The sequence below is a fragment of the Pseudoxanthomonas sp. J35 genome (genome assembly GCF_000513995.1).
In the GTDB taxonomy this organism is placed as follows: Bacteria; Pseudomonadota; Gammaproteobacteria; order Xanthomonadales; family Xanthomonadaceae; genus Pseudoxanthomonas.
Map to the genome: position 1 here is coordinate 67,071 of NZ_AZVB01000022.1, position 21,092 is coordinate 88,162.

20 protein-coding genes are annotated in these 21,092 nt (G+C 71.0%); 8 read left to right on the top strand and 12 right to left on the bottom strand.

Annotated elements, in window-relative coordinates; translation table 11 throughout:
* Window positions 1-142: 142 nt before the first annotated feature.
* The 7 genes from PSEJ35_RS0111890 to PSEJ35_RS0111920 all read right to left on the bottom strand — a co-directional run bounded on the left by PSEJ35_RS0111890 (window position 143) and on the right by PSEJ35_RS0111920 (window position 10,316).
* Window positions 143-1,762: an AMP-binding protein gene (locus tag PSEJ35_RS0111890; RefSeq protein ID WP_028917991.1), complete on the bottom strand. Its 1,620-nt coding sequence runs from the start codon at window positions 1,760-1,762 to the stop codon at window positions 143-145.
* Window positions 1,753-3,405, bottom strand: a complete 1,653-nt coding sequence (locus PSEJ35_RS0111895) for a carboxylesterase family protein (protein WP_232207652.1) — start codon at window positions 3,403-3,405, stop codon at window positions 1,753-1,755. Before PSEJ35_RS0111895 ends, PSEJ35_RS0111890 begins: the two co-directional genes overlap by 10 nt.
* The gene (locus PSEJ35_RS0111900; protein WP_028917993.1) at window positions 3,402-4,724 is read right to left on the bottom strand and encodes an MFS transporter; all 1,323 of its coding nucleotides are present in this window, start codon (window positions 4,722-4,724) and stop codon (window positions 3,402-3,404) included. The genes PSEJ35_RS0111895 and PSEJ35_RS0111900 overlap by 4 nt, the downstream gene beginning before the upstream one ends.
* A complete protein-coding gene (locus PSEJ35_RS0111905) occupies window positions 4,724-7,027 on the bottom strand; it encodes a TonB-dependent receptor (RefSeq protein WP_028917994.1) in 2,304 nt (767 codons plus the stop codon). The genes PSEJ35_RS0111900 and PSEJ35_RS0111905 overlap by 1 nt, the downstream gene beginning before the upstream one ends.
* 294 nt (window positions 7,028-7,321) lie before the next feature.
* Window positions 7,322-8,173 carry a formyltetrahydrofolate deformylase gene (purU, locus tag PSEJ35_RS0111910; protein ID WP_028917995.1) on the bottom strand — a complete coding sequence of 284 codons (852 nt, stop codon included), beginning with the start codon at window positions 8,171-8,173 and terminating at the stop codon, window positions 7,322-7,324.
* Window positions 8,174-8,279: 106 nt separating this feature from the next.
* Entirely contained in the window at window positions 8,280-9,377 is a 1,098-nt protein-coding gene (locus PSEJ35_RS0111915; protein ID WP_028917996.1) for an NADH:flavin oxidoreductase/NADH oxidase, read from the bottom strand.
* A gap of 69 nt (window positions 9,378-9,446) precedes the next feature.
* Window positions 9,447-10,316 carry an NAD-dependent protein deacetylase gene (locus PSEJ35_RS0111920; RefSeq protein ID WP_051412661.1) on the bottom strand — a complete coding sequence of 290 codons (870 nt, stop codon included), beginning with the start codon at window positions 10,314-10,316 and terminating at the stop codon, window positions 9,447-9,449.
* Between the two features lie 183 nt (window positions 10,317-10,499).
* Between PSEJ35_RS0111920 and PSEJ35_RS0111925 the strand changes: the two genes are divergently transcribed.
* From PSEJ35_RS0111925 to PSEJ35_RS0111935, 3 genes are all read left to right on the top strand, one after another.
* A complete protein-coding gene (locus tag PSEJ35_RS0111925) occupies window positions 10,500-11,387 on the top strand; it encodes a fructose bisphosphate aldolase (protein ID WP_037083199.1) in 888 nt (295 codons plus the stop codon).
* Between the two features lie 73 nt (window positions 11,388-11,460).
* Window positions 11,461-12,084: a bifunctional nicotinamidase/pyrazinamidase gene (gene pncA / locus PSEJ35_RS0111930; RefSeq protein ID WP_028917999.1), complete on the top strand. Its 624-nt coding sequence runs from the start codon at window positions 11,461-11,463 to the stop codon at window positions 12,082-12,084.
* A 70-nt stretch (window positions 12,085-12,154) separates the two neighbouring features.
* Window positions 12,155-12,373, top strand: coding sequence for an oxidoreductase-like domain-containing protein (locus PSEJ35_RS0111935; protein WP_024868455.1), 219 nt, complete (start codon window positions 12,155-12,157; stop codon window positions 12,371-12,373).
* Here PSEJ35_RS0111935 and PSEJ35_RS0111940 read toward each other — a convergent pair.
* On the bottom strand, window positions 12,370-12,783 hold the full coding sequence (locus tag PSEJ35_RS0111940; RefSeq protein ID WP_028918000.1) for an acyl-CoA thioesterase: 414 nt from the start codon (window positions 12,781-12,783) through the stop codon (window positions 12,370-12,372). The two genes, PSEJ35_RS0111935 and PSEJ35_RS0111940, sit on opposite strands and share 4 nt — an antisense overlap.
* 79 nt (window positions 12,784-12,862) lie before the next feature.
* A complete protein-coding gene (locus PSEJ35_RS0111945; protein ID WP_037083195.1) occupies window positions 12,863-13,108 on the bottom strand; it encodes a hypothetical protein in 246 nt (81 codons plus the stop codon).
* Between the two features lie 222 nt (window positions 13,109-13,330).
* On the opposite strand from PSEJ35_RS0111945, the gene PSEJ35_RS16710 reads away from it, so the two are divergent.
* A complete protein-coding gene (locus PSEJ35_RS16710) occupies window positions 13,331-13,843 on the top strand; it encodes a TonB-dependent receptor plug domain-containing protein (protein ID WP_084635538.1) in 513 nt (170 codons plus the stop codon).
* Between the two features lie 1,641 nt (window positions 13,844-15,484).
* Here PSEJ35_RS16710 and zapE read toward each other — a convergent pair.
* Window positions 15,485-16,585, bottom strand: coding sequence for a cell division protein ZapE (gene zapE, locus PSEJ35_RS0111960; RefSeq protein ID WP_028918003.1), 1,101 nt, complete (start codon window positions 16,583-16,585; stop codon window positions 15,485-15,487).
* A complete protein-coding gene (locus tag PSEJ35_RS0111965; RefSeq protein WP_028918004.1) occupies window positions 16,582-17,247 on the bottom strand; it encodes an alpha/beta fold hydrolase in 666 nt (221 codons plus the stop codon). Before PSEJ35_RS0111965 ends, zapE begins: the two co-directional genes overlap by 4 nt.
* A gap of 783 nt (window positions 17,248-18,030) precedes the next feature.
* Between PSEJ35_RS0111965 and PSEJ35_RS0111970 the strand changes: the two genes are divergently transcribed.
* From PSEJ35_RS0111970 to PSEJ35_RS0111985, 4 genes are all read left to right on the top strand, one after another.
* On the top strand, window positions 18,031-18,891 hold the full coding sequence (locus tag PSEJ35_RS0111970; protein ID WP_028918005.1) for a DMT family transporter: 861 nt from the start codon (window positions 18,031-18,033) through the stop codon (window positions 18,889-18,891).
* Between the two features lie 59 nt (window positions 18,892-18,950).
* Window positions 18,951-19,775: an NADPH-dependent 7-cyano-7-deazaguanine reductase QueF gene (gene queF / locus PSEJ35_RS0111975; protein ID WP_028918006.1), complete on the top strand. Its 825-nt coding sequence runs from the start codon at window positions 18,951-18,953 to the stop codon at window positions 19,773-19,775.
* Between the two features lie 112 nt (window positions 19,776-19,887).
* Window positions 19,888-20,187 (top strand): LysM peptidoglycan-binding domain-containing protein, encoded by a 300-nt coding sequence (locus tag PSEJ35_RS0111980; protein WP_028918007.1) that lies wholly within the window; start codon window positions 19,888-19,890, stop codon window positions 20,185-20,187.
* Window positions 20,188-20,227: 40 nt separating this feature from the next.
* Window positions 20,228-20,719, top strand: coding sequence for a hypothetical protein (locus PSEJ35_RS0111985; protein WP_028918008.1), 492 nt, complete (start codon window positions 20,228-20,230; stop codon window positions 20,717-20,719).
* Window positions 20,720-20,803: 84 nt separating this feature from the next.
* On the opposite strand, the gene PSEJ35_RS17505 is transcribed toward PSEJ35_RS0111985, so the two are convergent.
* A partial coding sequence (locus tag PSEJ35_RS17505; RefSeq protein WP_028918009.1) for a transposase occupies window positions 20,804-21,092 on the bottom strand: 289 nt, incomplete at its 5' end.

Here is a 21,092-nt window from a genome sequence, read left to right on the forward strand (position 1 = left end):
CGCGCTGCGCCGCCTTGGTCGTGCGCGCGGCCCGGGTGGCGCCGGTCTTCTTCGCGCCACCCCGCCGGGATCCGGACGTCGTCGCCTTTGCTGGCACCCTGCAGCCTCCCATGCCGCTCCGCATATGCGCCGGCCGGAGACATCACGCCTCCCGTCGCCACTGCGCGCCGCCGAACTCGGCCCTCAGCCGCATTTTGTCAATTTTGCCGGTCGCTGCCAAAGGCATCCGTTCCACCCGGATGATCTCCTCCGGCATCCACCACGACGGCACCGCGCCGCGCAGCGCCTCCAGCAGCTCCGCGTCGCCGGTGCCGGTGTCCGCGCGCATCTCCACCAGCAGTACCGGCCGCTCGCCCCACTTCGGGTGCGCCCGCCCGATCACCGCGGCCAGCGACACGCCCGGCAGCCGGCCGACGATCTCCTCGATCTCGGCCGGGTTGATCCACTCGCCGCCGGACTTGATCAGGTCCTTGGCGCGGCCGGTGATGACCAGGTTGCCGCGCTCGTCGATGCGCGCCAGGTCGCCGGTGGGGAACCAGCCGTCGGCGTCCACCGCCGGATCGATCTGGCCGAAGTAACGGTACACCACGCTGGCCCCGCGCACGCGCAGGTGGCCTTCACATCCGCGCTGCTGCGGCAGCGGCACGCCCTCGGCGTCGGTCAGCAGCAGGTCCAGGCCCAGTGCCGGGCGCCCGGACAGGTGCGCGGCACGTCCAGGATCATCGGGCAGGGCGACGGTACCGGTGGGCGACAGCTCGGTCATGCCCCAGCTGGTCTGCACCGCCACGCCCAGGCGCTGTTCGATGCGCTGCATCAGCGCCGGCGGCAGCGGCGCGCCGCCGACCAGTACGCGCTGCAACGAAGGCACGTCGCCGCCGTGGGTATCCAGGTGGTCGACCAGGCCCAGCCACACGGTGGCCACGCCGATGGCCACGGTCACGTTCTCCTCGCGGATCAGCTTCGCCAGGCTGGCGCCATCGAGATGGCGGCCCGGCAGGACCAGCTTCGCGCCCACCGCCGGCGCGGCGAACGGCACGCCCCAGGCGTTGGCATGGAACATCGGCACGGCCAGCAGCACGCTGTCGCGCTGCGACAGGGCCATGGTGTCGGCCTGCAGCGCGCGCAGGGTGTGCAGGAACACGCCCCGATGCGTGTAGGTCACGCCTTTCGGCGCGCCGGTGGTGCCGGAGGTGAAGCACAGGCCGCAAGGCATGCGCTCGTCGAACCCGCCCCACTCGGCTTCCTGGCGCGGCGCACCGCTGTCGGCCTGGAGCAGGTGCTCCAGCGATTCGACCACCGGCGCGGCGTCGCCGCGCCCGGCGACGCCGTCGATCGAGAGGATGCGCTCGAGGGTGCCCGTGCGCGCGGCAATCGCTTCAGCCAGCGGCGCCAGGTCCGCGGACGCGACCAGCACGCGCGCACCGGACTGTCCCAGCATCGCCGCCAGGTGCACTTCGGCTACGCGCGGGTTGAGCGTCTGGCAGACCGCGCCCATGCCCATCACCGCGTACCAGGCCTCCATGTGCGCCTGGGTGTTCCAGGCCAGCGTGGCGACCACGTCGCCGGGGCCGACACCCATGCCGGCCAGCAGCGCCGAAACATCGCGGCTGCGACGCTGCAGCCCGGCGTAGTCGATCCGCGTGGTGCTGCCACCATCGCCCGCCGTGACCACCTCGACCCCCGGGTGCCACTTGGCGCCATGCTCGAGGAACCTGTCGATGGTCAGCGCCCAGGGCTGCATCTCGCCATGGATCACGGACATCCAGGCGCTCCGGCGGGCAGCGGCGGCGCGGCGATGCCGACGTTCCAGTGCCAGGGCAGCCCGCCCTGCGCGCGACGACGGCACACGACCCCCTCCACGAGTTCGTACATGCCCGGCATCAGGTGTTCGCCCGGCACCGGCGCATCCTCGAAGGCCATGTAGGCGCGCACCTGGCCGTAGGGCTGCCAGGCCGGCTGGCCGGCGGCCACCGGCCGGCCGCTGCGCGCGAACGAGGCCCAGTAGCCGGACATCGCCGCGGTCAGCGCCTGCTCGCCCGCCGTATCCGGGGCCTTCGGCCACAGCGGCGTGGTCCGGTCATGGTTGGCGAACACGTACGGCAGTTCGGCGGCGTGGAAGGCGTGCAGGCCGGCTTCGTCGGCGGCCGGATAGCCATGGTTGAAGTAGTACAGGTACGACGGCTGGCCCAGCTCGGCCTGCTTGCGCACCAGGCGCTCGGCGGTCCAGCCGTACATCGCGTCGCGGGTGGTGGCCAGCATCGAGCCATCGAGGTCGGTGGCCGGGTAGCGCGCGAGCATCGCCTCGGCCAGGTCGCCGTAGGCGGCGCGGATCGCCGCTTCATAGGTCGCGGCGTCGGCCGGCTTCGGCGGCAGCAGGAAACGCAGCGAACGGATCTCGCCGTCGTTGAAGCCGGCCAGCAGCGGCACCGGCGCCTGCTCGCCGCGGTCGAAGACCTCGACCAGCTGCGCCGGCAACACCTTGCCGTCGATGTTGCCGAACGGCAGGAAGCCGGACATCGCCGCCTTCACCGTCAGCTCCTGCGGATCCATCGCGCGCAGCCGCGGCAGGCCGCGCACGCCGATCTTGCGTCCCAGCTCCAGGCCCAACTCCTCGGCCGAAGGCATGCCGTGCACGGCCTCGCGCAGCGCCGGCGTGGTGATCATGTACGCGCTCTGGGCGATGGCCTTGTGGAACAGGCCGCGCGCCGGCGGCGCCGCCAGCAGGTACATCACGCTCAGCGCGCCGGCCGACTCGCCGGCGATGGTGACGTTGCCCGGATCGCCACCGAACGCGGCGATGTTGCGCCGGACCCAGCGCAGCGCCTCGATCTGGTCGAGCAGGCCGTAGTTGCCGGACACGCCATCGGCCGATTCGGCGCTCAGCTCCGGATGGGCCAGGTAGCCGAGCACGCCGAGGCGGTAGTTGATGCTTACCACCACGATGCCCTGTGCGGCCAGGCGCGCGCCGTCGTACATGGGCTCGCGGCTGGAACCGGCGACCAGCGAACCGCCGTGGATCCACACGAACACCGGCGCGTCCTTCGCGTCGGCCGGCGCCCACACGTTCAGCGACAGGCAGTCCTCGCTGGTCTGCAGCGCCTCGCCGAGCGAATAGATGCTGCCCGGGCGCGACGGCGGCTGGATGCAGGCCGGGCCGAACGCGGTGGCTTCGCGGGTGCCCTTCCAGGGCTTGGCCGGCACCGGCGCGCGCCAGCGCAGCTGCTTCACCGGCGGTTCGGCGTAGGGAATGCCGAGGAAGGCGTGGATGCCGCCGTCGAGCGCCTCGCCCTGGAGCGCGCCGACAGGGGCGTGGACGACCGGCCCCTGGGACCACGCCGCACCCGGCAGCGCGGCACAGCCCAGGACCGCGGACACGACCAGCGTGCGGAAGGTGGATCGGGTCACGGAGTAGTCTCCTGCTGGGCCTGGAGGCGGATGGTGCGCGCCAGTCGCAGGAACATCACCACCGCCAGCACGTAGAACGGGATCAGCGTGTAGAACGCCATCTGCAGCGAGTTGTCCGGGTGGGTCGCGCGGAAGAAGTCGCTGGCCATGCCCAGGTAGGCCGGGCCGAAACCGAGGCCGATCAGGTTCATCACCAGCAGCAGCAGCGCACCGGACAGCACGCGCTGGTTGGGCCGCACTTCCTCCTGCACCAGGGTCACCGCCGGCGACAGGTAGAAGTAGTTCAGGCCGGTCGGCAGCAGCAGGAAGGCCAGGGCCAGCGGCCAGTTGTCGGCCCACACGAACAGGGCGAAGAACGGCATCGCCAGGGCCAGGCCGGCCGCGGGCAGGTAGGCGTACGCGGTCTTCGATTTCCGCGACAGGCGGTCGATCAGCCGGCCGGAGGCGAACATGCCCGCGCAGATGCCGGTGCCGATCACCAGCGCGTACCACACCGCCACCTGCTCCAGCGCCATGCCCTTCTCGCGCATCAGGAACAGCACGGTGAAGTTGAGCACCGCGTAGGTGATGAACTGGGTCGCGCCGCAGGCCAGGGCCATGCCGCGCAGCACCGGGTTGGCGAAGTACTCGCGGCAGGTGCGCCAGAAGGGGGGCGCCGGCTCGGCGGCGGCGGCAACCGCCCCCGGCGCGGCATCCCGGCCCCCCTTCCGGGGCTCGCGCACCACCAGCCAGACCGCCAGCGCGGTCACGATGCCGACCGCGCCGACCCAGATGAAAGCCAGCCGCCAGGAATACGCCGCCGCGATCGAGGCGCCGAAGGCCACGCCCAGCGCCTGCCCGATCGGCGGGCCGAGATTGAACAGGCTCAGCGCGGTGCCGCGCATGCCCGGCGGGAAGTAGTCGGAAATGATCGCGTAGGACGGCGGCACGCCGCCGGCCTCGCCGACGCCCACGGTCATGCGCGCCAGCACCAGCTGCGGATACGAGGAGGCCATGCCGCAGGCGGCGGTGGCCGCGCTCCACAGCGCGCAGGAGAACGCCAGCACCCGCACCCGGTTGGTGCGGTCGGCCAGCCAGCCGACCGGGATCGCCAGGATGCAGTAGAACATCGCGAAGTACAGGCCACCGATGAGGCCGAGCTGGGAGTCGGTGACCCCCAGCTCGTCCTGGATCGGCTTGGCCAGGATCGACAGCAACTGCCTGTCGAGGAAGTTGAGCACGTAGACGAAGCACAGGATCGCCAGCACGACCCAGGCGCCCGCGCCCGGGCGCGCGTGCTGCGCGCCGGGCATCGCCGGGCTGGCCGGACGCGCGGCCATCAGAACCGGTACCCCACGCGGACGCCGACGGTGCGCGGACGCACCAGCGCGTAGCGGCCGTCGAGGAAGGCCTCCGGATGCACGTAGGTCACCGAGCGGTCGTCGAACAGGTTCTCCACGTACAGGCCCACCGTGTAGTTGTTGAACGCGGCGGCGATGTTCGCATTCACGACCGTATACGAGTCGGTGTAGTCGAAGGTCGGGCTGACCACGCCCGGCTGGCCGGGCACGTACTGGAACTGGCCGGGGAAATCGCCGACGTGGACGATCGCCAGCGAGGCGTTGCCCTCGGAGCCACGGATCCAGTCGAAGCGGTAGCTGGCGGTCAGCGAACCGCTGAACTCCGGCGCGGCCAGGCGCGCGCCGAGCACGGTGCCGGAGATCGCCGCTTCCTCCGGGCTCAGGTCGTCCACCTTGGCGCGGTTGATCGAGCCGTTCAGCGCCACCGTCCAGTTCATGTTCGGCATCGCCATCAGCTCGAACTCCAGGCCACGACTGTAGGCCCCGCCGATGTTGGTGGCGAACTGCACCTGGTCGGACACGCGGTTGGCCTGGACCTGGATGTCGTTCCAGTCGACGTAGTACAGCGCCAGGTTGGCGGCCAGGCGGCCGTCGAGCCAGCTGCCCTTCACGCCCAGCTCGTAGTTGGTGAGCTCGTCCGAGTCGGCGCCGTAGGGAATGACCAGGTCATCCGGGTCGATGGTGCTGACCGAGCCGGCGCGAGCGTTGACCACCGGCGCGCGGAAGCCGGTGGCGACCGCGGCGTAGGTGGTGACCGACGGCACCGGGCGCCACGAGGCGCTGATCCGGTACGACGGGCCGGTTTCCTTCGCCTTCGCGCCGGTGGCTGCCTCGACCGGGGTGATCGTGACCGGGCCGCCGGGGATGCCGTAGAAGGCGTACAGGTAGGCCTGGGTCAGGTAGTCGCTGTTGTAGCCGCCGGCGCGGGTGAAGGCCTGGGCCTGGGTGCTGCCGTAGCGCAGGCCCAGGGTCGCCCAGAAGTCGTCGCTGAAGTGGTAGGTCAGCTGGCCGAACAGCGCCTGCTCCTTGGACACGTCGGTGCTGAGGAAGCGCAGGTAGTACTCGTCCGGCAGGCCGGTGATGCCGCTGCGCTGCAGGAACTCCTCGTTGGAGCGGTAGCCGAAGTACACGTCGCGGTCGCGCTTGAAGTGGAAGCCGCCGAGCACCCATTCCAGCGGGCCGCCGGTGTCGGATACCAGGCGCACTTCCTGGACGAAGGTCTTGCTGTTGAACGGCGCGTCCAGGGCGAAGGCGAAGGCCTGGCCGTAGGTGCCGGCCAGGTCGACGTTGAACGCCGCGTCGTAGTCCGACCAGGTCGAGGAGCTGGTCAGGTGGGCGCCGTCGAACTGGTAGTCCAGGGTCAGGTTGTAGTTGGTCATCGTCCCGTTGAACATGTCGGGACGGTCGGAGTAGCGCTTGTCCCTGCCCAGGTCGGGGTTGGTCAGCGAGGAATCCTCCGGCGTGCTCTCCTCGCGCGACAGGCGCACCTGCGCGGAGAAGCGGTCGGTCGGCTCCCACAGCAGGGTGGCGCGGCCGCCCCAGGCCTTCAGCACGTTCGAATCCTTGATCCCGGTGCCGAGGTTGTCGACGTAGCCGTCCTCGTTGCGCGAGAAGCCGACCACGCGCAGCGCGAGGGTGTCCTGCGCCAGCGGGATGTTGACCATCGCGTTGTAGCGCTGGCGCAGCGAACTGGAAGCGGTCATGCCCACGTCGGCCAGGAACGAGGCGTCGAACGCGTTCGGGTCCGGGGCATGGGTCAGGATGCGCAGCGCGCCGGCCAGCGAGCCGGAGCCGAACAGCGTGCCCTGCGGGCCGCGCAGGAACTCGATGCGCTCGACGTCGTACAGGCTCGGGTCGAGCACGGTCGAGTTGCCGTTGGCCGAGATCGGCAGTTCGTCGATGTAGATCGCCACCGTGCTCTGCAGGTTGGCGTTGTAGCCGTTGGTGGCGATGCCGCGCGCGGTGAAGTTGTTGAAGTTCGCGCTGGGGCGGTTGAGCACCACGCCCGGGGTTTCGTAGGCCAGGCCCTCGTAGCCGACGATGCCCTTGGCATCGAGCTGCTCCTGGCCGAGCACGGTCACGCTCAGCGGGACGTCCTGCAGCTTCTCGCTGCGGCGCGTCGCGGTGACGACGACGGTGTCCAGGTCCTTGGCCTGGTTCGCCGGGGCCGTGGTGGCCTGGCGTTCGGCTTCGAGCACTTCGTTCGTGGCCTGGGCCAGAACGGAGACAGGTAATGCGAGCAGCGCGGCCACGGATGCGGACGCGATCAGACGACTTGCCATGCGGATCCCCTCCCAGAGATTGCCAAGTAGGCACGAAAGCGTGACGGCGATACTGCCCAGCCCCAGGGTGCCGTGTCAACACTCACTCACGCTTGTGTGAATTTCTATCCCCGGGCCAGAACCGCCGTCTTTTCAACCGGTTAGGCGGGGCGGCTCCAGACGGTGGCGCATGGAATCCGGCGCGGGCAGGGACTGCCCGGTGGACACGCTGGCGTATGGAATGCCGGCATGCTGGCGCACGCCGCGAAGCGCGCGCATGTGCAGGCGGTCATGGCGGCGCGAGGCGCGCCGCACTCAGCGGAACACGACGGTCCTGTGTCCGTTGAGCAGGATGCGGTGCTCGACGTGGCGGCGCACCGCGCGCGCCAGCACCTGCGATTCGATGTCGCTGCCCACCCGCACCAGGTCGCGCGGCGTCATCGCGTGGTCCACGCGCGCCACGTCCTGTTCGATGATCGGGCCTTCGTCCAGGTCGGCGGTGACGTAGTGCGCGGTGGCGCCGATGATCTTGACGCCGCGTGCGTGCGCCTGGTGGTACGGCTGCGCGCCCTTGAAGCTGGGCAGGAAGCTGTGGTGGATGTTGATGGCGCGGCCGGCCAGCGCTTCGCACAACCGCGGCGACAGGATCTGCATGTAGCGCGCCAGCACCACCAGGTCGATGTTCTCGCGCTCGACCAGGTCGAGGATCGCCTGCTCCTGCTGCTGCCGGTTGCCGGCGTCCACCGGCAGGTGGTGGAACGGCACGCCGTACGAGTTCGACAGCGCGGCGAAGTCGGTGTGGTTGGACGCGACCGCGGCGATGTCCACGCGCAGCTGGCCGCTGTGGGCGCGGAACAGCAGGTCGTTGAGGCAATGGCCCTGCCTGCTCACCAGCACCAGCAGGCGCGCGCGGCGGCGCGCGTCGTGCAGCTGCCAGTCCATGTCGAACTCGCTGGCGAGGTTGGCGAAGCGTTCGCGCACCGCCTCCAGCGCCTGCGGCTCCGGCAGTTCGAAGTGCACGCGCAGGAAGAAGCGGCCGCTCTCCTCGTCGCCGTACTGCTGGGCGTCGAGGATGTTGCAGCCCTGGCCGAACAGCAGGCCGGAGACGCGGTAGACGATGCCGGTACGGTCCGGGCAGGAGAGGGCGAGGATGTGGTCGTTGCGCATAGGGCCGCCATGGTAGGCGAGCGCGCGACGCAATGGCACGGCGGTTGCCGGCGTTACCGCCTGCCGGGGACGCGGGCGCGCCAGCCGCGGTCCGCGCCGCGCCGGCTCAGCGCGCGAACAGGCCGCGGACCGGCGCCGGTTCGCAGCGCAGGTACTGCGGCGCCGGCGACAGGGTCGCGCCCAGTTCGGCGGCGGCATGCCAGGGCCAGCGCGGGTCGTAGAGGATGCCGCGGGCCAGCGCGACCGCGTCGGCACGACCTTCGGCCAGCACCGCCTCGGCCTGGCGCGGCCGGGTGATCAGCCCCACCGCGATCACCGGCATGCGCACCTGGCGGCGGATCGCCTCGGCGAACGGCACCTGGTAGCCGGGCACGGCATCGATCTCCTGGCGCGGATCCAGGCCGCCGCTGGACACGTGGATGTAGTGGCAGCCGCGCGCGTCCAGCTCGCGGGCCAGGGCGATGCTCTGCCCGAGGTCCCAGCCGCCCTCGACCCAGTCGGTGGCGGAGATGCGCACGCCCAGCGCGATCCGCTCCGGCAGCGCCGCGCGCACGGCGTCGAACACGCGCAACACCAGGCGCATGCGGTTCTCCAGACTGCCGCCGTAGGCGTCCTCGCGCCGGTTGCTCAGCGGCGACAGGAACTGGTGCAGCAGGTAGCCGTGCGCGGCATGGATCTCGACCAGCTCCAGCCCGGCGCGCACCGCGCGCTGCGCCGCCCGGACGAAGTCCTCGACCAGCGCGTCGATGCCGGCGGCGTCCAGCGCCTGCGGCACGCCGTGGTCGGCGTCGAAGGCCAGCGCCGACGCCGAGACGGTGGCCCAGCCGCGCGGATCGTCGGCGGGGATCGCGCCCTTGCCTTCCCATGGCCGGTGGGTCGAGGCCTTGCGCCCGGCATGCGCCAGCTGGATGCCCAGCGGCATCGGCGACCAGCGGCGGATCGAGGCCAGCATGGCCGCCAGGGCCGCCTCCTGGTCGTCGTTCCACAGGCCCAGGTCGGCGTGGCTGATCCGCCCGCGCGATTCGACCGCGGTCGCCTCCAGCAGCAGCAGGCCGGCGCCGGACAGGGCCAGGTTGCCGAGATGGATGTGGTGCCAGTCGGACACGCAGCCATCGTGCGCCGAGTACTGGCACATGGGTGCGATGACGATGCGGTTTGGCAGCTCGAGCGGGCCGAGCTGGAGCGGGGAGAAGAGCAGGCTCATGGAAGGACGCCGGGTACAGGGACCCGCATTGCAACGGCAATCGCCGCCACCATCAACCACAACGGTGGATCACTGTATCGTCCCGGCAAGCACGGACAGTGCCGACGCGCAGTCGGCCCGTACCTTCAGCGCCAGCAGCTCGTCGGCGCGGGTCCGGCCGAGGTTCACCGCGGCCACCGGGATCCCGGCCTCGGCGGCCATGCGCGCGAAACGGAAGCCCGAATACACCATCAGCGAGGAGCCGACGACCAGCATCGCGTCGCTGCGATGCAGGGCCGCCACCGCCTGCTCCACCCGCGCCCGCGGCACGCTCTCGCCGAAGAACACCACGTCGGGCTTCAGCATCCCGCCACAGTGCGGGCAGCCAGGCACCTGGAAGCTGGCGTAGTCGGCGTCTTCCAGGTCCGCGTCGCCATCGGGGGCGATCCGCGCCACGCGCCGGTCCCAGCCGGGATTGGCCTCCAGCAGCGCCGCCTGGAAGCCGGCGCGGTCGCGGCGGTCGCCGCAGCCCAGGCAGACCACCGCGTCGAGGCTGCCATGCAGGTCGACCACGGCGCGGCTGCCGGCACGCTGGTGCAGGCCGTCCACGTTCTGGGTCACCAGCAACTCGACCCGGCCGGCCGCTTCCAGTGCGGCCAGCGCCGCGTGCGCCGCATTGGGCTGGGCGGCGGCGAAGTACTGCCAGCCGGCCAGGCTGCGCGCCCAGTAGCGGCGGCGCGTGGCCGCCTCACCGGTAAATGCCTGGTAGGTCACCGGCGGCGTGCGCTTCCAGCCGCCTTCGGCGTCGCGGTAATCGGGAATGCCCGAGCCGGTGCTGCAGCCGGCGCCGGTCAGCACCAACAGCCGGCGGTGGCCGGCGATGAAGGATTCCAGCGCGGCGACCTCCGCTTCCGGGCAGTCGCCGGCCAGCGCGAGGGTTTCATCCAGGGCGCTTTGCATGGAGAGCGATATTCCGTCGCCCGCGGTGATATGCAAGCCCGCTTCCGCGGTGCGTTGCATGGGGGCACCCCCCATGCACGCGCGCGTAGACAGCGCTGTCGGCGGTTTCCGATGCTGCCAGGCACAAGCCCCCGCGCTACCATTCACGGCTCCCGTAAACCACAGGAAATACCCGTCGTGGCCATCAATCCGCAGCAGAAGGACCGTATCGCTTCCGGCAAGGGCTTCATCGCCGCGCTCGACCAGAGCGGTGGCAGCACGCCCAAGGCACTCAAGCTCTACGGTATCGACGAGTCGGCCTACTCCGGCGATGCGGAGATGTTCGCCCTGGTGCACCAGATGCGTACCCGCATCGTGACCAGCCCGGCGTTCACCGGCGAGCGCGTGCTTGGCGCGATCCTGTTCGAGCGCACCCTCGACGACCAGTTCGCCGGCCAGGACGCGGCCACCTACCTGTGGGAGACCAAGCAGGTCGTGCCGTTCCTGAAGATCGACAAGGGCCTGGAGGACGAGGCCAACGGCGTGCAGATGCTCAAGCCGATCCCGGGCCTGGCCGACCTGCTGGCCCGCGCCAAGGCCAAGGGCGTGTTCGGCACCAAGGAGCGCTCGGTCATCAAGGCCAACAACCCGGCCGGCATCGCCGCCGTGCTCGACCAGCAGTTCGAGCTGGGCCAGCAGGTGCTGGACGCCGGCCTGGTGCCGATCATCGAACCGGAAGTGGACATCAAGGCCGCCGACAAGGAAGCCATCGAGGTCGAGCTGAAGAAGGGCCTGCTGGAGCGCCTGGACAGGATCGACCCGGCCACCCCGGTGATCCTCAAGCTGACCCTGCCGAGCGTCGACGGCTTCTTCAAGGAGCTGGTCGAGCACCCGGGCGTGCTCAAGGTCGTGGCCCTGTCCGGCGGCTACAGCCGCGACGACGCCAACGCCCGGCTGGCAAAGAACCCGGGCGTGATCGCCAGCTTCTCCCGCGCGCTGACCGAAGGCCTGACCGCCCAGCAGAGCGACGAGGAGTTCAACCAGGCCCTCGACGCGGCGATCGAATCGATCTACCGCGCCTCGATCGCCTGATCGCAGGGGGACGCCGGCGCGTCCGTGCCGGCGTCCGTTCCCCGGCGGGCACACCCCGCTATCGGCAGGCCTGATGCTCCCCGACGACACCGCCCTGATCGTGGTCGACCTGCAGCCGGACTTCATGCCCGGCGGCGCGCTGGCCTGCCACGAAGGCGACGCGATCGTCCCCGGCATCGACGCGCTGCTGCGCGCGCGCCGCTACCGCACCGTGGTGGCGACCCAGGACTGGCATCCGCCGGGCCACGCTTCCTTCGCCAGCGCCCATCCGGGCCGCTCGCCGTTCGACACCATCGAACTGCACGGCCATCCGCAGACGCTGTGGCCGGACCACTGCGTGCAGGGCAGCGCCGGCGCGGCGCTGGATCCGCGCGTGGACTGGACGCCGCTGGACCTGGTCCTGCGCAAGGGCACCGATCCACGGGTCGACTCCTACAGCGGCTTCCGCGGGAACCATGGCCCCGCCGGCAGCCGCCCGGCCACCGGCCTGGCCGGCTGGCTGCGCGAGCGCGGCATCGCCGAGGTCCACGTCTGCGGCCTGGCCCGCGACTACTGCGTGCTGTGGACGGCACAGGACGCGGCCGCCGCCGGTTTCCGCGTGCGCTTCCTCTGGGACCTTACCCGCCCGGTCACGCCGGCCGGCGACGCGCCCACGCGCCAGGCGCTGCTGGCGGCCGGCATCGCCATCGGCGCCTAGGCAGGGCACCGCGCCGCATGCCTTCCCGTCGCTTCGCGGCCGTTGCAATCGCGGCTGCTAGGCTTTGCGCATGACTTCCCTGTCCGACCCCACCGGCCCGCAGGCGGCCGGCCATGATCCCGATCCGCCTCCGCTGCCGCCGGAGAAGCCGCTGCCGGCCGAATGCTGCGAAAGCGGCTGCCCGATCTGCGTCTACGACCTCTACGCCGAAGCGCTGGACGACTACCGCCAGCGCCGCGCCGCCTGGATCGCGCGCCACCCCGAGGCGACGCCGCCGCCGGAGACCTAGCCGGCCGCGGGCGCCGGCAGCGCAGGCACCGGCGTCGGCCGGCCCAGCGGATCCAGCGCGATCATCACGAAGCGACCGCGGGTGCACAGCTTGCGCTCGCCGCTGAGCAGGTTCTCGGTGACCACTTCCACGTCGACGTTCATCGAACTGCGCCCGACGCGCACGATGGTGGCGATCACCTCGACCAGGTCGCCCTTGTGGATCGGCTGGTTGAAGTCGACCTGCTCCGAACGCGCGGTCACCACCGTGGTGCGCGCCCAGCGCGAGGCGACGATGAAGGCGGCCATGTCCATCCACGCCAACGCCTGGCCGCCGAACAGCGTGCCCAGGTGGTTGGTGTGGTCGGGGAAGACCATGTGCAGCAGGCGCGCTTCGGTCGAGCGGACTTCGGCATTGGGGACTTCGGACATGGCGTGCTCCGGGTGCGTGGCCTCGGTCCAGCCTAGCGCAACAGCCGGGGCGGGCGCGTGAGTCGGCGGGACGGCGCGCTCAGCGCTCGTAGTCGTCGTGCGCGTGCCGGCTGATGAAGGTGCTGAGGCCGCGCCCGGCCACCGCCAGTGCCTTCATCCTCGCCACCTTCTGCGGGCCGGCGCGGCCGCTGCTGCTGTACTCGTAAGGTGCGGCGCGGTTACGGAACCTCACGAAGATGGAAGTCGGCGTGATGCGGTACGCCTCCACGCCGGACTCGCCGGAGAGATCGGCGTAACGCTTCATCCGGTGGCTGGCCGCGGGCATGCATGTCTTGTAGCGCGCACCGGATGCAGCGCACGTGAGCCGGGTTGCTCGCGATCCATGGCCGACAGTTGCAACTGCACCTTTGCTTCATCCGTGAGGCGCGACGCGCAAGGCGTTCGCTGCATAAGCACATTCCTGCAGATGATTTTCTGATGCTGCACTGCAACTGGAACAGCCCATCCCACGTTGGCGCGTGTCGCGCAGTAACGAGGGGTTCGATCCATGTCATCGCGTGTATCTTCCGCTTCCGGGCGCAATCCCGGGGGATGGCCGGCTGCGGCCCGGATTCCGCAGCAGCGCTTCCACCGCCAGGTACTGGCCCTGCTCGTCGCCCAGGCGCTGTGGGCGCCGGCGCCCGCCTTGGCCGATGAAAGCGGCGACCCGGCGCGCGCACCGTCCGGCGCCGCCAGCGCCACCGAGCTGGACGCGGTCACCGTCACCGGTTCGCGCATCGCCCGCCTGGACTACGCCAGCAGCAGCCCGCTGACCACGGTGACGCGCGAGCAGCTCCGCGACACCGGCACCTCGACGCTGGAGGAAGCGCTCAACCAGCTGCCGCAGCTGGGCCCGGGTGCGAACAAGACCAACGCCGGCTGGGGCGGCACCGGCCAGGCGACCCTGAACCCGCGCGGCCTCGGCGCGCGCAGCGCAACCTGGTCCTGCTCGACGGGCGGCGCCTGCAGCCGGCCACCACCGACAACGTCGTCGACGTCAACGCGATTCCCTCGGCGCTGATCGAGGAAGTGCAGATCATCACCGGCGGCGCCTCGGCGGTGTACGGCTCCGACGCGATCGCCGGCGTGGTCAACCTGCGCCTGAAGGACGACTTCGAGGGCATCCGGTTCGACAGCCAGTTCGCCCGCTACGCGGAGGGCGACGGCGACACTACCGACCTGTCGCTCACCCTGGGCGGCAACTTCGCCGACGGGCGCGGCAACGCGGTGCTTTCGCTGTCGTGGTCCGACCGGGACGGCGTGGACTTCATGGCGCGCGAGTTCTTCCGCAGGCACCCGGGCGGCACCGACTTCCGCATCAAGACCGGCACCTACGAACTGGGCGGCAACCTGCCCACGCAGGCGGCGGTGGATGCGGTATTCGGCGGCTACGGCGCCGCGTCCGGCCGCGTGCCGGTCTCGCCCACGACCTACCTGGGCTTCAACGACGACGGCACCCTGTTCGCCGCCAACAAGGGCCCGTTCAACTGGCGCGGACCTGCGGGCCAGCTCAACGACACCGGCACCCAGCTCAACAACCTCAACCAGTTCTCGCTGATCCAGGTGCCGCTGGAACGCCACACCGCGTTCGGACGCGCCACCTTCGACATCACCGACGCGGTGGAGGCCTACGCACAGTTCAGCTGGTCCAGCCTGTCCAGCTACGTGGCCGCGGAAGCCGGCAACACCGGCATCAACGTGCCGGTCACCAATCCCTTCATCCCCGGCGACCTGCGCACCATCCTCGCCTCGCCCCAGGATCCGGACGCCGCTTTCCGCCTGCACGAGCGCTTCCAGGAGGCCGGGCCACGCACCTTCGAGCGCGAGTTCGACAGCTGGCAGTTCCTCGCCGGCGCGCGCGGCCCGCTGCCGGCGATCAACGGCTCCTGGGATGCCTACGCCAGCAAGGGCCAGACGCGCGCCCACGAGGTCAACAACGGCGCGGTGGTGATCGCCTCGCTGCGCAACCTGCTCGACGCCCCTGACGGCGGCGCAAGCCTCTGTGCCGGCGGCTACAACCCGTTCGGCCGGACCGTGCTGTCGCCGCAGTGCCGCGACTACCTGGTCGCCGCCACCATCAGCGACACCGAGTTCCGCCAGGACGTGTTCGAGGCGAACGCGCAGGGCGGACTGTTCCAGCCCAGGCCGGCGAGCTGCGCTTCGCCGCCGGCCTGGGCTGGCGCCGCAACAGCTACGAGTCCCGGCCCGACCGCCTGCTGCAGCAGGGCGCGATCGTCGGCGTGCCTTCGCGCGGCCCGAGCCGCGGCAGCACCGACGTACGCGAGGCCTATGTCGAGGCGCTGGTACCCCTGCTCTACGACAGGCCGCTGGCGCACTCGCTGGACCTGGGCCTGGCCTACCGCTACCCCGCGCCGAGGTCGACGAGGTCATCCGCTGGCTCACCGGCTACGACCAGGCCGGGCTCGAGGCGCAGATCGAACGCCAGTCCGACCTGGCGGCGTTCTTCGCCGGGGCGCCGGCGCCGAACCCGGCCAGCATGGGCATGACCGGCACGGTCTGCGGCGTGCGCCTGGAGACGATCGAGGATCCGCTGATGCGCCAGGTCCGCTGCATGGACAAGCTCGTCGACGAGCTGGCCAAGGGCCGGCCGATGGAGAAGATCCTGCGCTGAGCCGGACGGCGCTGCGTCCGGCGTGCACCGTCAGCCGCGGTGCGTGCGCGCCAGGTATTCGGCGCTCTGCATCTCGATCAGGCGCGACGCGGTGCGCTCGAACGCGCCGGCCAGGCGCTCGCCCTGGTACAGCGCCACCGGCGGTGCGGCGGCGGTGCAGACCAGGGTGACCTGGCGGTCGTAGAGCTCGTCGATGAGGTTGACGAAGCGGCGCGCGGCGTCCTCGTTGAGCCGGTCGAAGCGCGGGATCCCGCCGACCAGCACGATCTGGAACTCGCGCGCGATCTCGATGTAGTCGTCGGCCGAACGCGGGCCTTCGCACAGCTCGGCGAAATCGAACCAGGCCACGCCATGGCCGCGCGCGCGCACCGCGATCCGGCGGCCCTCGATGCGGATGCCGCCGGCCTTCGCCTCGGCGCCGGAAGCCAGCGCCTGCCAGCGTCCGGCCAGCCAGGCGTCGCTTCCTTCGTCCAGCGGCTGCCGGTACACCGGCGAACGGGTCAGCGCGCGCAACCGGTAGTCCTCGCGGCCGTCGGCGGCCAGTTCCACGCAGTGCTCGCGCAGCTGCGCGATCGCCGGCAGGAACCGCTCGCGCTGCAGGCCGTCGCGGTACAGGTGCTGCGGCGCGGTGTTGGAGGTGGTCACCAGGGTCACGCCCTCGGCGAACAGCCGCTCCAGCAGGCGGCCCAGCAGCATCGCGTCGCCGATGTCGGAGACGAAGAACTCGTCCAGCACCAGCACGCGCAGGTGCTCGCGCCACTCGCGGGCGATCGTCGCCAGCGGATCGGACTGGCCGGCGTGCAGGCGCAGCTGCTCGTGGATGCTGCGCATGAAGCGGTGGAAATGGGTGCGCTGCTTCTGCGCCAGCGGCAGGCCTTCGTAGAACAGGTCCACCAGGAAGGTCTTGCCCCGGCCGACGCCGCCCCACAGGTACAGCCCCTTCACCGGCGCCGGTCGGCGGCCCAGGCCGAGGCGCGCCAGGAAACCCGTCGGCGTGGCTTCCAGCAGCTGGCGGTGGATGCGGTCCAGCTCGCGCAGCGCGGCGTGCTGCGCGGGATCGTCGCGCCAGCGCCCGGCGGCGGCCCCGTCGGCATAGGCCTGCGACGGCAGGCGCGTGGCGGTTCCGCTCATGCCTGCGGCAGCCACGCCTTCACTTCGTGCTGGATGGCGCCGCGCAGGTCGATCAGCTTGCGGTGGAAGAAGTGGCTGGTGTCGACCATCCGCACCAGCTGCGGCTTGCGCGGCAGGCTGTCGATCCAGTCGTACACGGCCTGCGGGTCGACGATCTCGTCGGCCTCGCCCTGCACCACCAGCCACGGGATCTCCGGCACCTGGATCGGGCCGAAGTCCCAGCCGCGGCCGCTGGCCGGCGGAGCGATGGAGATCAGCGCATCCGGCTGCAGTTCCGCGGCGGAGGACAGGGTCACGTACGACCCGAAGCTGAAACCGGCCAGCCACAGCGCGTCGTCCGGACGCGCCGCGCGCACCCAGTCCACCACCGCGCGCAGGTCCTCGCGCTCGCCGACGCCATGGTCGAACGCGCCTTCGGAGGCGCCGGTGCCGCGGAAGTTGAAGCGGACGGTGGTGGCGCCCAGCTCGCGCAGCGCGCGGGCGACCATGGTCACCACCTTGTTGTGCATGGTGCCGCCCTCGGTGGGCAGCGGATGGCAGACCACCGCCGTCAGCGCGCGCGCCTCGGCGGGATCGGGCAGGTCGACGGCGACTTCGAGCGCGCCGGCCGGTCCGTCGAGCACCAGCGTGCCCGACTCGGTGGGAAAGGGGGGATGGGCCATGGCGCCCATTGTACAGCCCGGTGCCCGGAGGCCCGTAGATGGCATGGCGGCAACACTGGGTGCGGATACCGGACAGCACGACCGCCCCACGAATCGCGGCGAGCTCCAACCCGTAGAGTCGGGCCTGCCCGACTCCCCCGCCTGGTGTCCCGACGCCCGCCAAGAACAGGGAAGCAGCGCTCCTGGTGGGGCCACGCCTCCAGATGCGTGGGTGCGGGGCAAGCCCCGCTCTACATCCTGCGCGGGGACGCCGGCGCCAGGGCACAGAACCATGCGTCGATACCCAGCCCTTTCCCCCAGTGCCTTTGCCGGAGGGAGAGGGGGAAACGGACGAAGCCACGGCCCGGACGCGCCGGAAGACGCGGCAGCGGGGGTATGCAAAAGCGTGTGGCTGGACGATGCGCTCAGAAGGCGGGCGCGTGGCGACGCGCCAGGGGTGGGCAGCGCCCGAGTTCATTCCCGGCGCGGCGCAAGCAGGCCATGGATGGCCTGCGTTCGCGCGTTGGAGCTAGGGACGGCGGAACCGCGCGATGCGCCATACCCCCGTGCTGCCGTGGCTCCCTCCGAGGCCGACGCCAGCCAACGCCTTTGCCTTTGCTGTTGCTGTTGTGGCCCCCGGTCGAAGCCGGCAGGGCCGCACTGCCGCCGCCCTCCCGACTGCAGCGCACCTGCTCCGGCCCGATACCGCCACGCCGGGCGGCAATGTCCGCCCCCGAAAGCGCATGCAGGCCACGGGGCGGGCCTCGCCATACAATGGCCGGCCCTCTCCCCCGGCACGCCGCGATGCACTTCATCCTGCTGAGCATGACCTGCAGCGTGCTGGTCTCGGTGCTGCTCAAGCTGGCGCCGCGGCGCGGCTGGGACGCGGGGCAGATGGTCACCTGGAACTACCTGGCCGCGGCCATGCTCAGCGCCTGGCTGCAGCGCCCCCCTCCGGCCGCGCTGCGCCACGGCGACGCACCCTGGCCGGAACTGCTGGCGCTGGCCTTCGTCCTGCCCACCCTGTTCCTGGTCCTGGCCGCCGCCGTCCGCCGCAGCGGCATCGTCCGCACCGACGTCGCCCAGCGCCTGTCGCTGCTGCTGTCGCTGGGCGCCGCCTTCCTCCTGTTCGGCGAACAGGCCGGGCCGATGAAACTGGCCGGCCTGGCCCTGGGCCTGTGCGCCGTGGTCGGCATCCTCGCCCGCCCCGACAGCCACGCCGCCCCGGACCGGCGCGGCTGGATGCTGCTGCTGGCGGTCTGGATCGGCTATGCCGTGGTCGACGTGCTGCTCAAGCGCCTGGCCGTGGCCGGCACGCCGGCGACCGCGGCCCTGCAGGTCGCCTTCGTCCTGGCCTTCCTCGGCATGCTGCTGTGGCAGGGCTGGCGGCGGCTGCGCCACGGCGTGCGCCCGGGCCTGCGCCACATCGCCGCCGGCCTGCTGCTGGGCGTGCTCAACTTCGGCAACATCGTGTTCTACGTGCGCGCCCACCAGTCGCTGCCGGAGAGCCCGGCAGTGGTGTTCGCCAGCATGAACATCGGCGTGGTGGTGCTGGGCACCGCGGTCGGCGTGCTGGCCTTCGGCGAAAAGACCTCCACCCTCAACCGCATCGCCATCGCGCTGGCAGTGCTGGCGATCGCGCTGATCTCGCTGGCGCCGCGCTAGCCGCCGCCTCCCGGGCGCCGCTCGGCCGGCGTTGGGGAAGCAGCCCCTAGAATGTGCGGATGAGTACGCCGCACGAATCCAGCCTCGGCCGCGAGGTCGCCTACCCCACCCGCTACGACCCGGGCCTGCTGTTCCCGATCCCGCGCGCCGGTGCGCGGGTCGAACTGGGCCTGGCCGCGGGCGACGCCCTGCCGTTCGCCGGCCACGACCGCTGGCACGCCTACGAGCTCAGCTGGCTGGACGGCCGCGGCAAACCCTGCGTAGCCACCGCCACCGTGCAGGTGCCGGCCGGCTCGCCGAACCTGGTCGAGTCCAAGTCGCTCAAGCTTTACCTCAACTCGCTCAACGCGCACCGCTTCGACAGCGCGGAGGCGGTGCTGGCGTGCATAGCGGGCGACCTGTCGCGCAGTGCCGGCGCACCGGTGACGGTGGCTTTCGGCCTGCCGGCGATGGCCGCCGCCGCGGACGACGAAGGCGAATCGCTGGACGCGATCGAGGTCGACTTCGACCGCTACGGCCCGCCCGATGCCACGCTGCTGTCGGCCGCTGCCGGCGACATCGTCGAGGAACACCTGCAGTCCTCACTGCTGAAGTCCAACTGCCCGGTCACCGGCCAGCCGGACTGGGCCAGCGTGCACCTGCGCTACCGCGGCCCGCGCATCGACCGCGCCGGACTGCTGCGTTACCTGGTGAGCTTCCGCGAGCATGCCGAATTCCACGAGCAGTGCGTGGAACGGATCTTCCTCGACGTGCTGCGCCAGTGCGCTCCGCAGAGCCTGTCGGTGGAAGCCCGTTACACGCGTCGCGGCGGCCTGGACATCAACCCGTGGCGTGGCACTGCCGATACCACGCCGCCCCCCGCGCGACGCGACGAACGCCAGTAGGCGTGTCGCCGGCGACGGGCGACACGCTCCAATAAATGTTTCACGAGCCCCGGATACTTTGTTAACAGGGGCTGTGAGACGGTGGCCGCGCCTTCAGAACCAGGCCACGGGCATGAGCAACGGCAACAAGCCGGACTTCTCCAACGTGCAAGGCGGCGTCCGCAGCACCGAGAGCGAGCGTGCCGACTTCGGCAACGTCCAGGGTGGCGTGCGCTCCACCGAGGAGATCGTGAACCCGCCGGAACAGACCTATACGGTCGCCAAGGGCGACACGCTTTCCGCGATCGCGAAGCAGTTCTACGGCAAGGCCAGCGCCTGGCCGCAGATCTTCGAGGCCAACCGCGACCAGCTCGACGATCCGGACCGGATCAAGCCCGGGCAGGTGCTGAAGATCCCGCCGGCGAAGGACTGACGTCCACCGCGCCGCTCCGTGCCCCCACAAGGACCCTGACATGAGCCGCAACCGCCTGCTGTATCCCCTTTCCGCCGCGCTGGCCGCCACGCTCGCCCTGTCGGCGTGCAAGAAGTCCGAGCCCACGCCGCCACCGGCGCCGGCCGAAACCGCGCCGGTAGCGACGCCGATGGAACCGGCCGCGCCCGCCGCCGCCGCGAGCGTGACCGCCGTGGACCTGGGCAACAGCGTCGGTCCGGACAACCGCGTCGCCGCCCCGGCCACCACCTTCGCGCCGAACGACACCATCTACGCCGCGGTCAGCACGCGCACCGCCGATGCCGCCGCCACCGTCCCCGGCAAGCTCTCCGCCCGCTGGACCTTTCAGGACGGCCAGACCGTGCACGAGGAAAGCCGCGACCTGAACCTGACCGGTGACGGCGTGACCACGTTCCAGATCAGCAAGCCCGACGGCTTCCCCGCCGGGCGCTACAAGGTCGAAATCTCCCTCGACGGATCGGTGGTCCAGTCGAAGGAGTTCGAGGTGAAGTAGGGAAGGACGGCTCTCTCTCCTGCTCTCTCTCCCAGCAGGGCGAGTCAGATTGGGCGCGGTGCGAACCGCGCCCTCTTTTTTGGTTCATCTCCCAACTCCGGGGAAGGCCGCCCGGATCTTGAGGAAGAAGTAGGCGTCATCGCGGAAGCCGTAGGCCATGCGCTTGATGACCTTGATCTTGTTGTTGATGCCCTCGACCAGGTTGGTGCCCAGCGGCCACCGGCAGTGGGCCAGGATGCCGGGCAGGTAGGGCTCCAGGCGCCGGACGAAGATCTTCAGCGGCTCCAGCCCGCTGCGCAGGGCCCGGCGCTTCCACTGCTTCCAGGCGCGTAACGCCCAGGCGCGGCTGCGATATCGCCACAACTGTTTGAGG

Coding starts and splice junctions, on each gene's coding strand:
- PSEJ35_RS0111890 (WP_028917991.1), bottom strand. CDS start 1,762: ATGTCCGTGATCCATGGCGAGATGCAGCCCTGGGCGCTGACCATCGAC.
- PSEJ35_RS0111970 (WP_028918005.1), top strand. CDS start 18,031: ATGCACTTCATCCTGCTGAGCATGACCTGCAGCGTGCTGGTCTCGGTG.
- PSEJ35_RS0111920 (WP_051412661.1), bottom strand. CDS start 10,316: ATGCAAAGCGCCCTGGATGAAACCCTCGCGCTGGCCGGCGACTGCCCG.
- PSEJ35_RS0111965 (WP_028918004.1), bottom strand. CDS start 17,247: ATGGCCCATCCCCCCTTTCCCACCGAGTCGGGCACGCTGGTGCTCGAC.
- PSEJ35_RS0111915 (WP_028917996.1), bottom strand. CDS start 9,377: ATGAGCCTGCTCTTCTCCCCGCTCCAGCTCGGCCCGCTCGAGCTGCCA.
- PSEJ35_RS0111905 (WP_028917994.1), bottom strand. CDS start 7,027: ATGGCAAGTCGTCTGATCGCGTCCGCATCCGTGGCCGCGCTGCTCGCA.
- PSEJ35_RS0111985 (WP_028918008.1), top strand. CDS start 20,228: ATGAGCCGCAACCGCCTGCTGTATCCCCTTTCCGCCGCGCTGGCCGCC.
- PSEJ35_RS16710 (WP_084635538.1), top strand. CDS start 13,331: ATGTCATCGCGTGTATCTTCCGCTTCCGGGCGCAATCCCGGGGGATGG.
- purU (WP_028917995.1), bottom strand. CDS start 8,173: ATGCGCAACGACCACATCCTCGCCCTCTCCTGCCCGGACCGTACCGGC.
- PSEJ35_RS0111900 (WP_028917993.1), bottom strand. CDS start 4,724: ATGGCCGCGCGTCCGGCCAGCCCGGCGATGCCCGGCGCGCAGCACGCG.
- PSEJ35_RS0111945 (WP_037083195.1), bottom strand. CDS start 13,108: ATGCCCGCGGCCAGCCACCGGATGAAGCGTTACGCCGATCTCTCCGGC.
- pncA (WP_028917999.1), top strand. CDS start 11,461: ATGCTCCCCGACGACACCGCCCTGATCGTGGTCGACCTGCAGCCGGAC.
- PSEJ35_RS0111940 (WP_028918000.1), bottom strand. CDS start 12,783: ATGTCCGAAGTCCCCAATGCCGAAGTCCGCTCGACCGAAGCGCGCCTG.
- PSEJ35_RS0111980 (WP_028918007.1), top strand. CDS start 19,888: ATGAGCAACGGCAACAAGCCGGACTTCTCCAACGTGCAAGGCGGCGTC.
- zapE (WP_028918003.1), bottom strand. CDS start 16,585: ATGAGCGGAACCGCCACGCGCCTGCCGTCGCAGGCCTATGCCGACGGG.
- PSEJ35_RS0111935 (WP_024868455.1), top strand. CDS start 12,155: ATGACTTCCCTGTCCGACCCCACCGGCCCGCAGGCGGCCGGCCATGAT.
- queF (WP_028918006.1), top strand. CDS start 18,951: ATGAGTACGCCGCACGAATCCAGCCTCGGCCGCGAGGTCGCCTACCCC.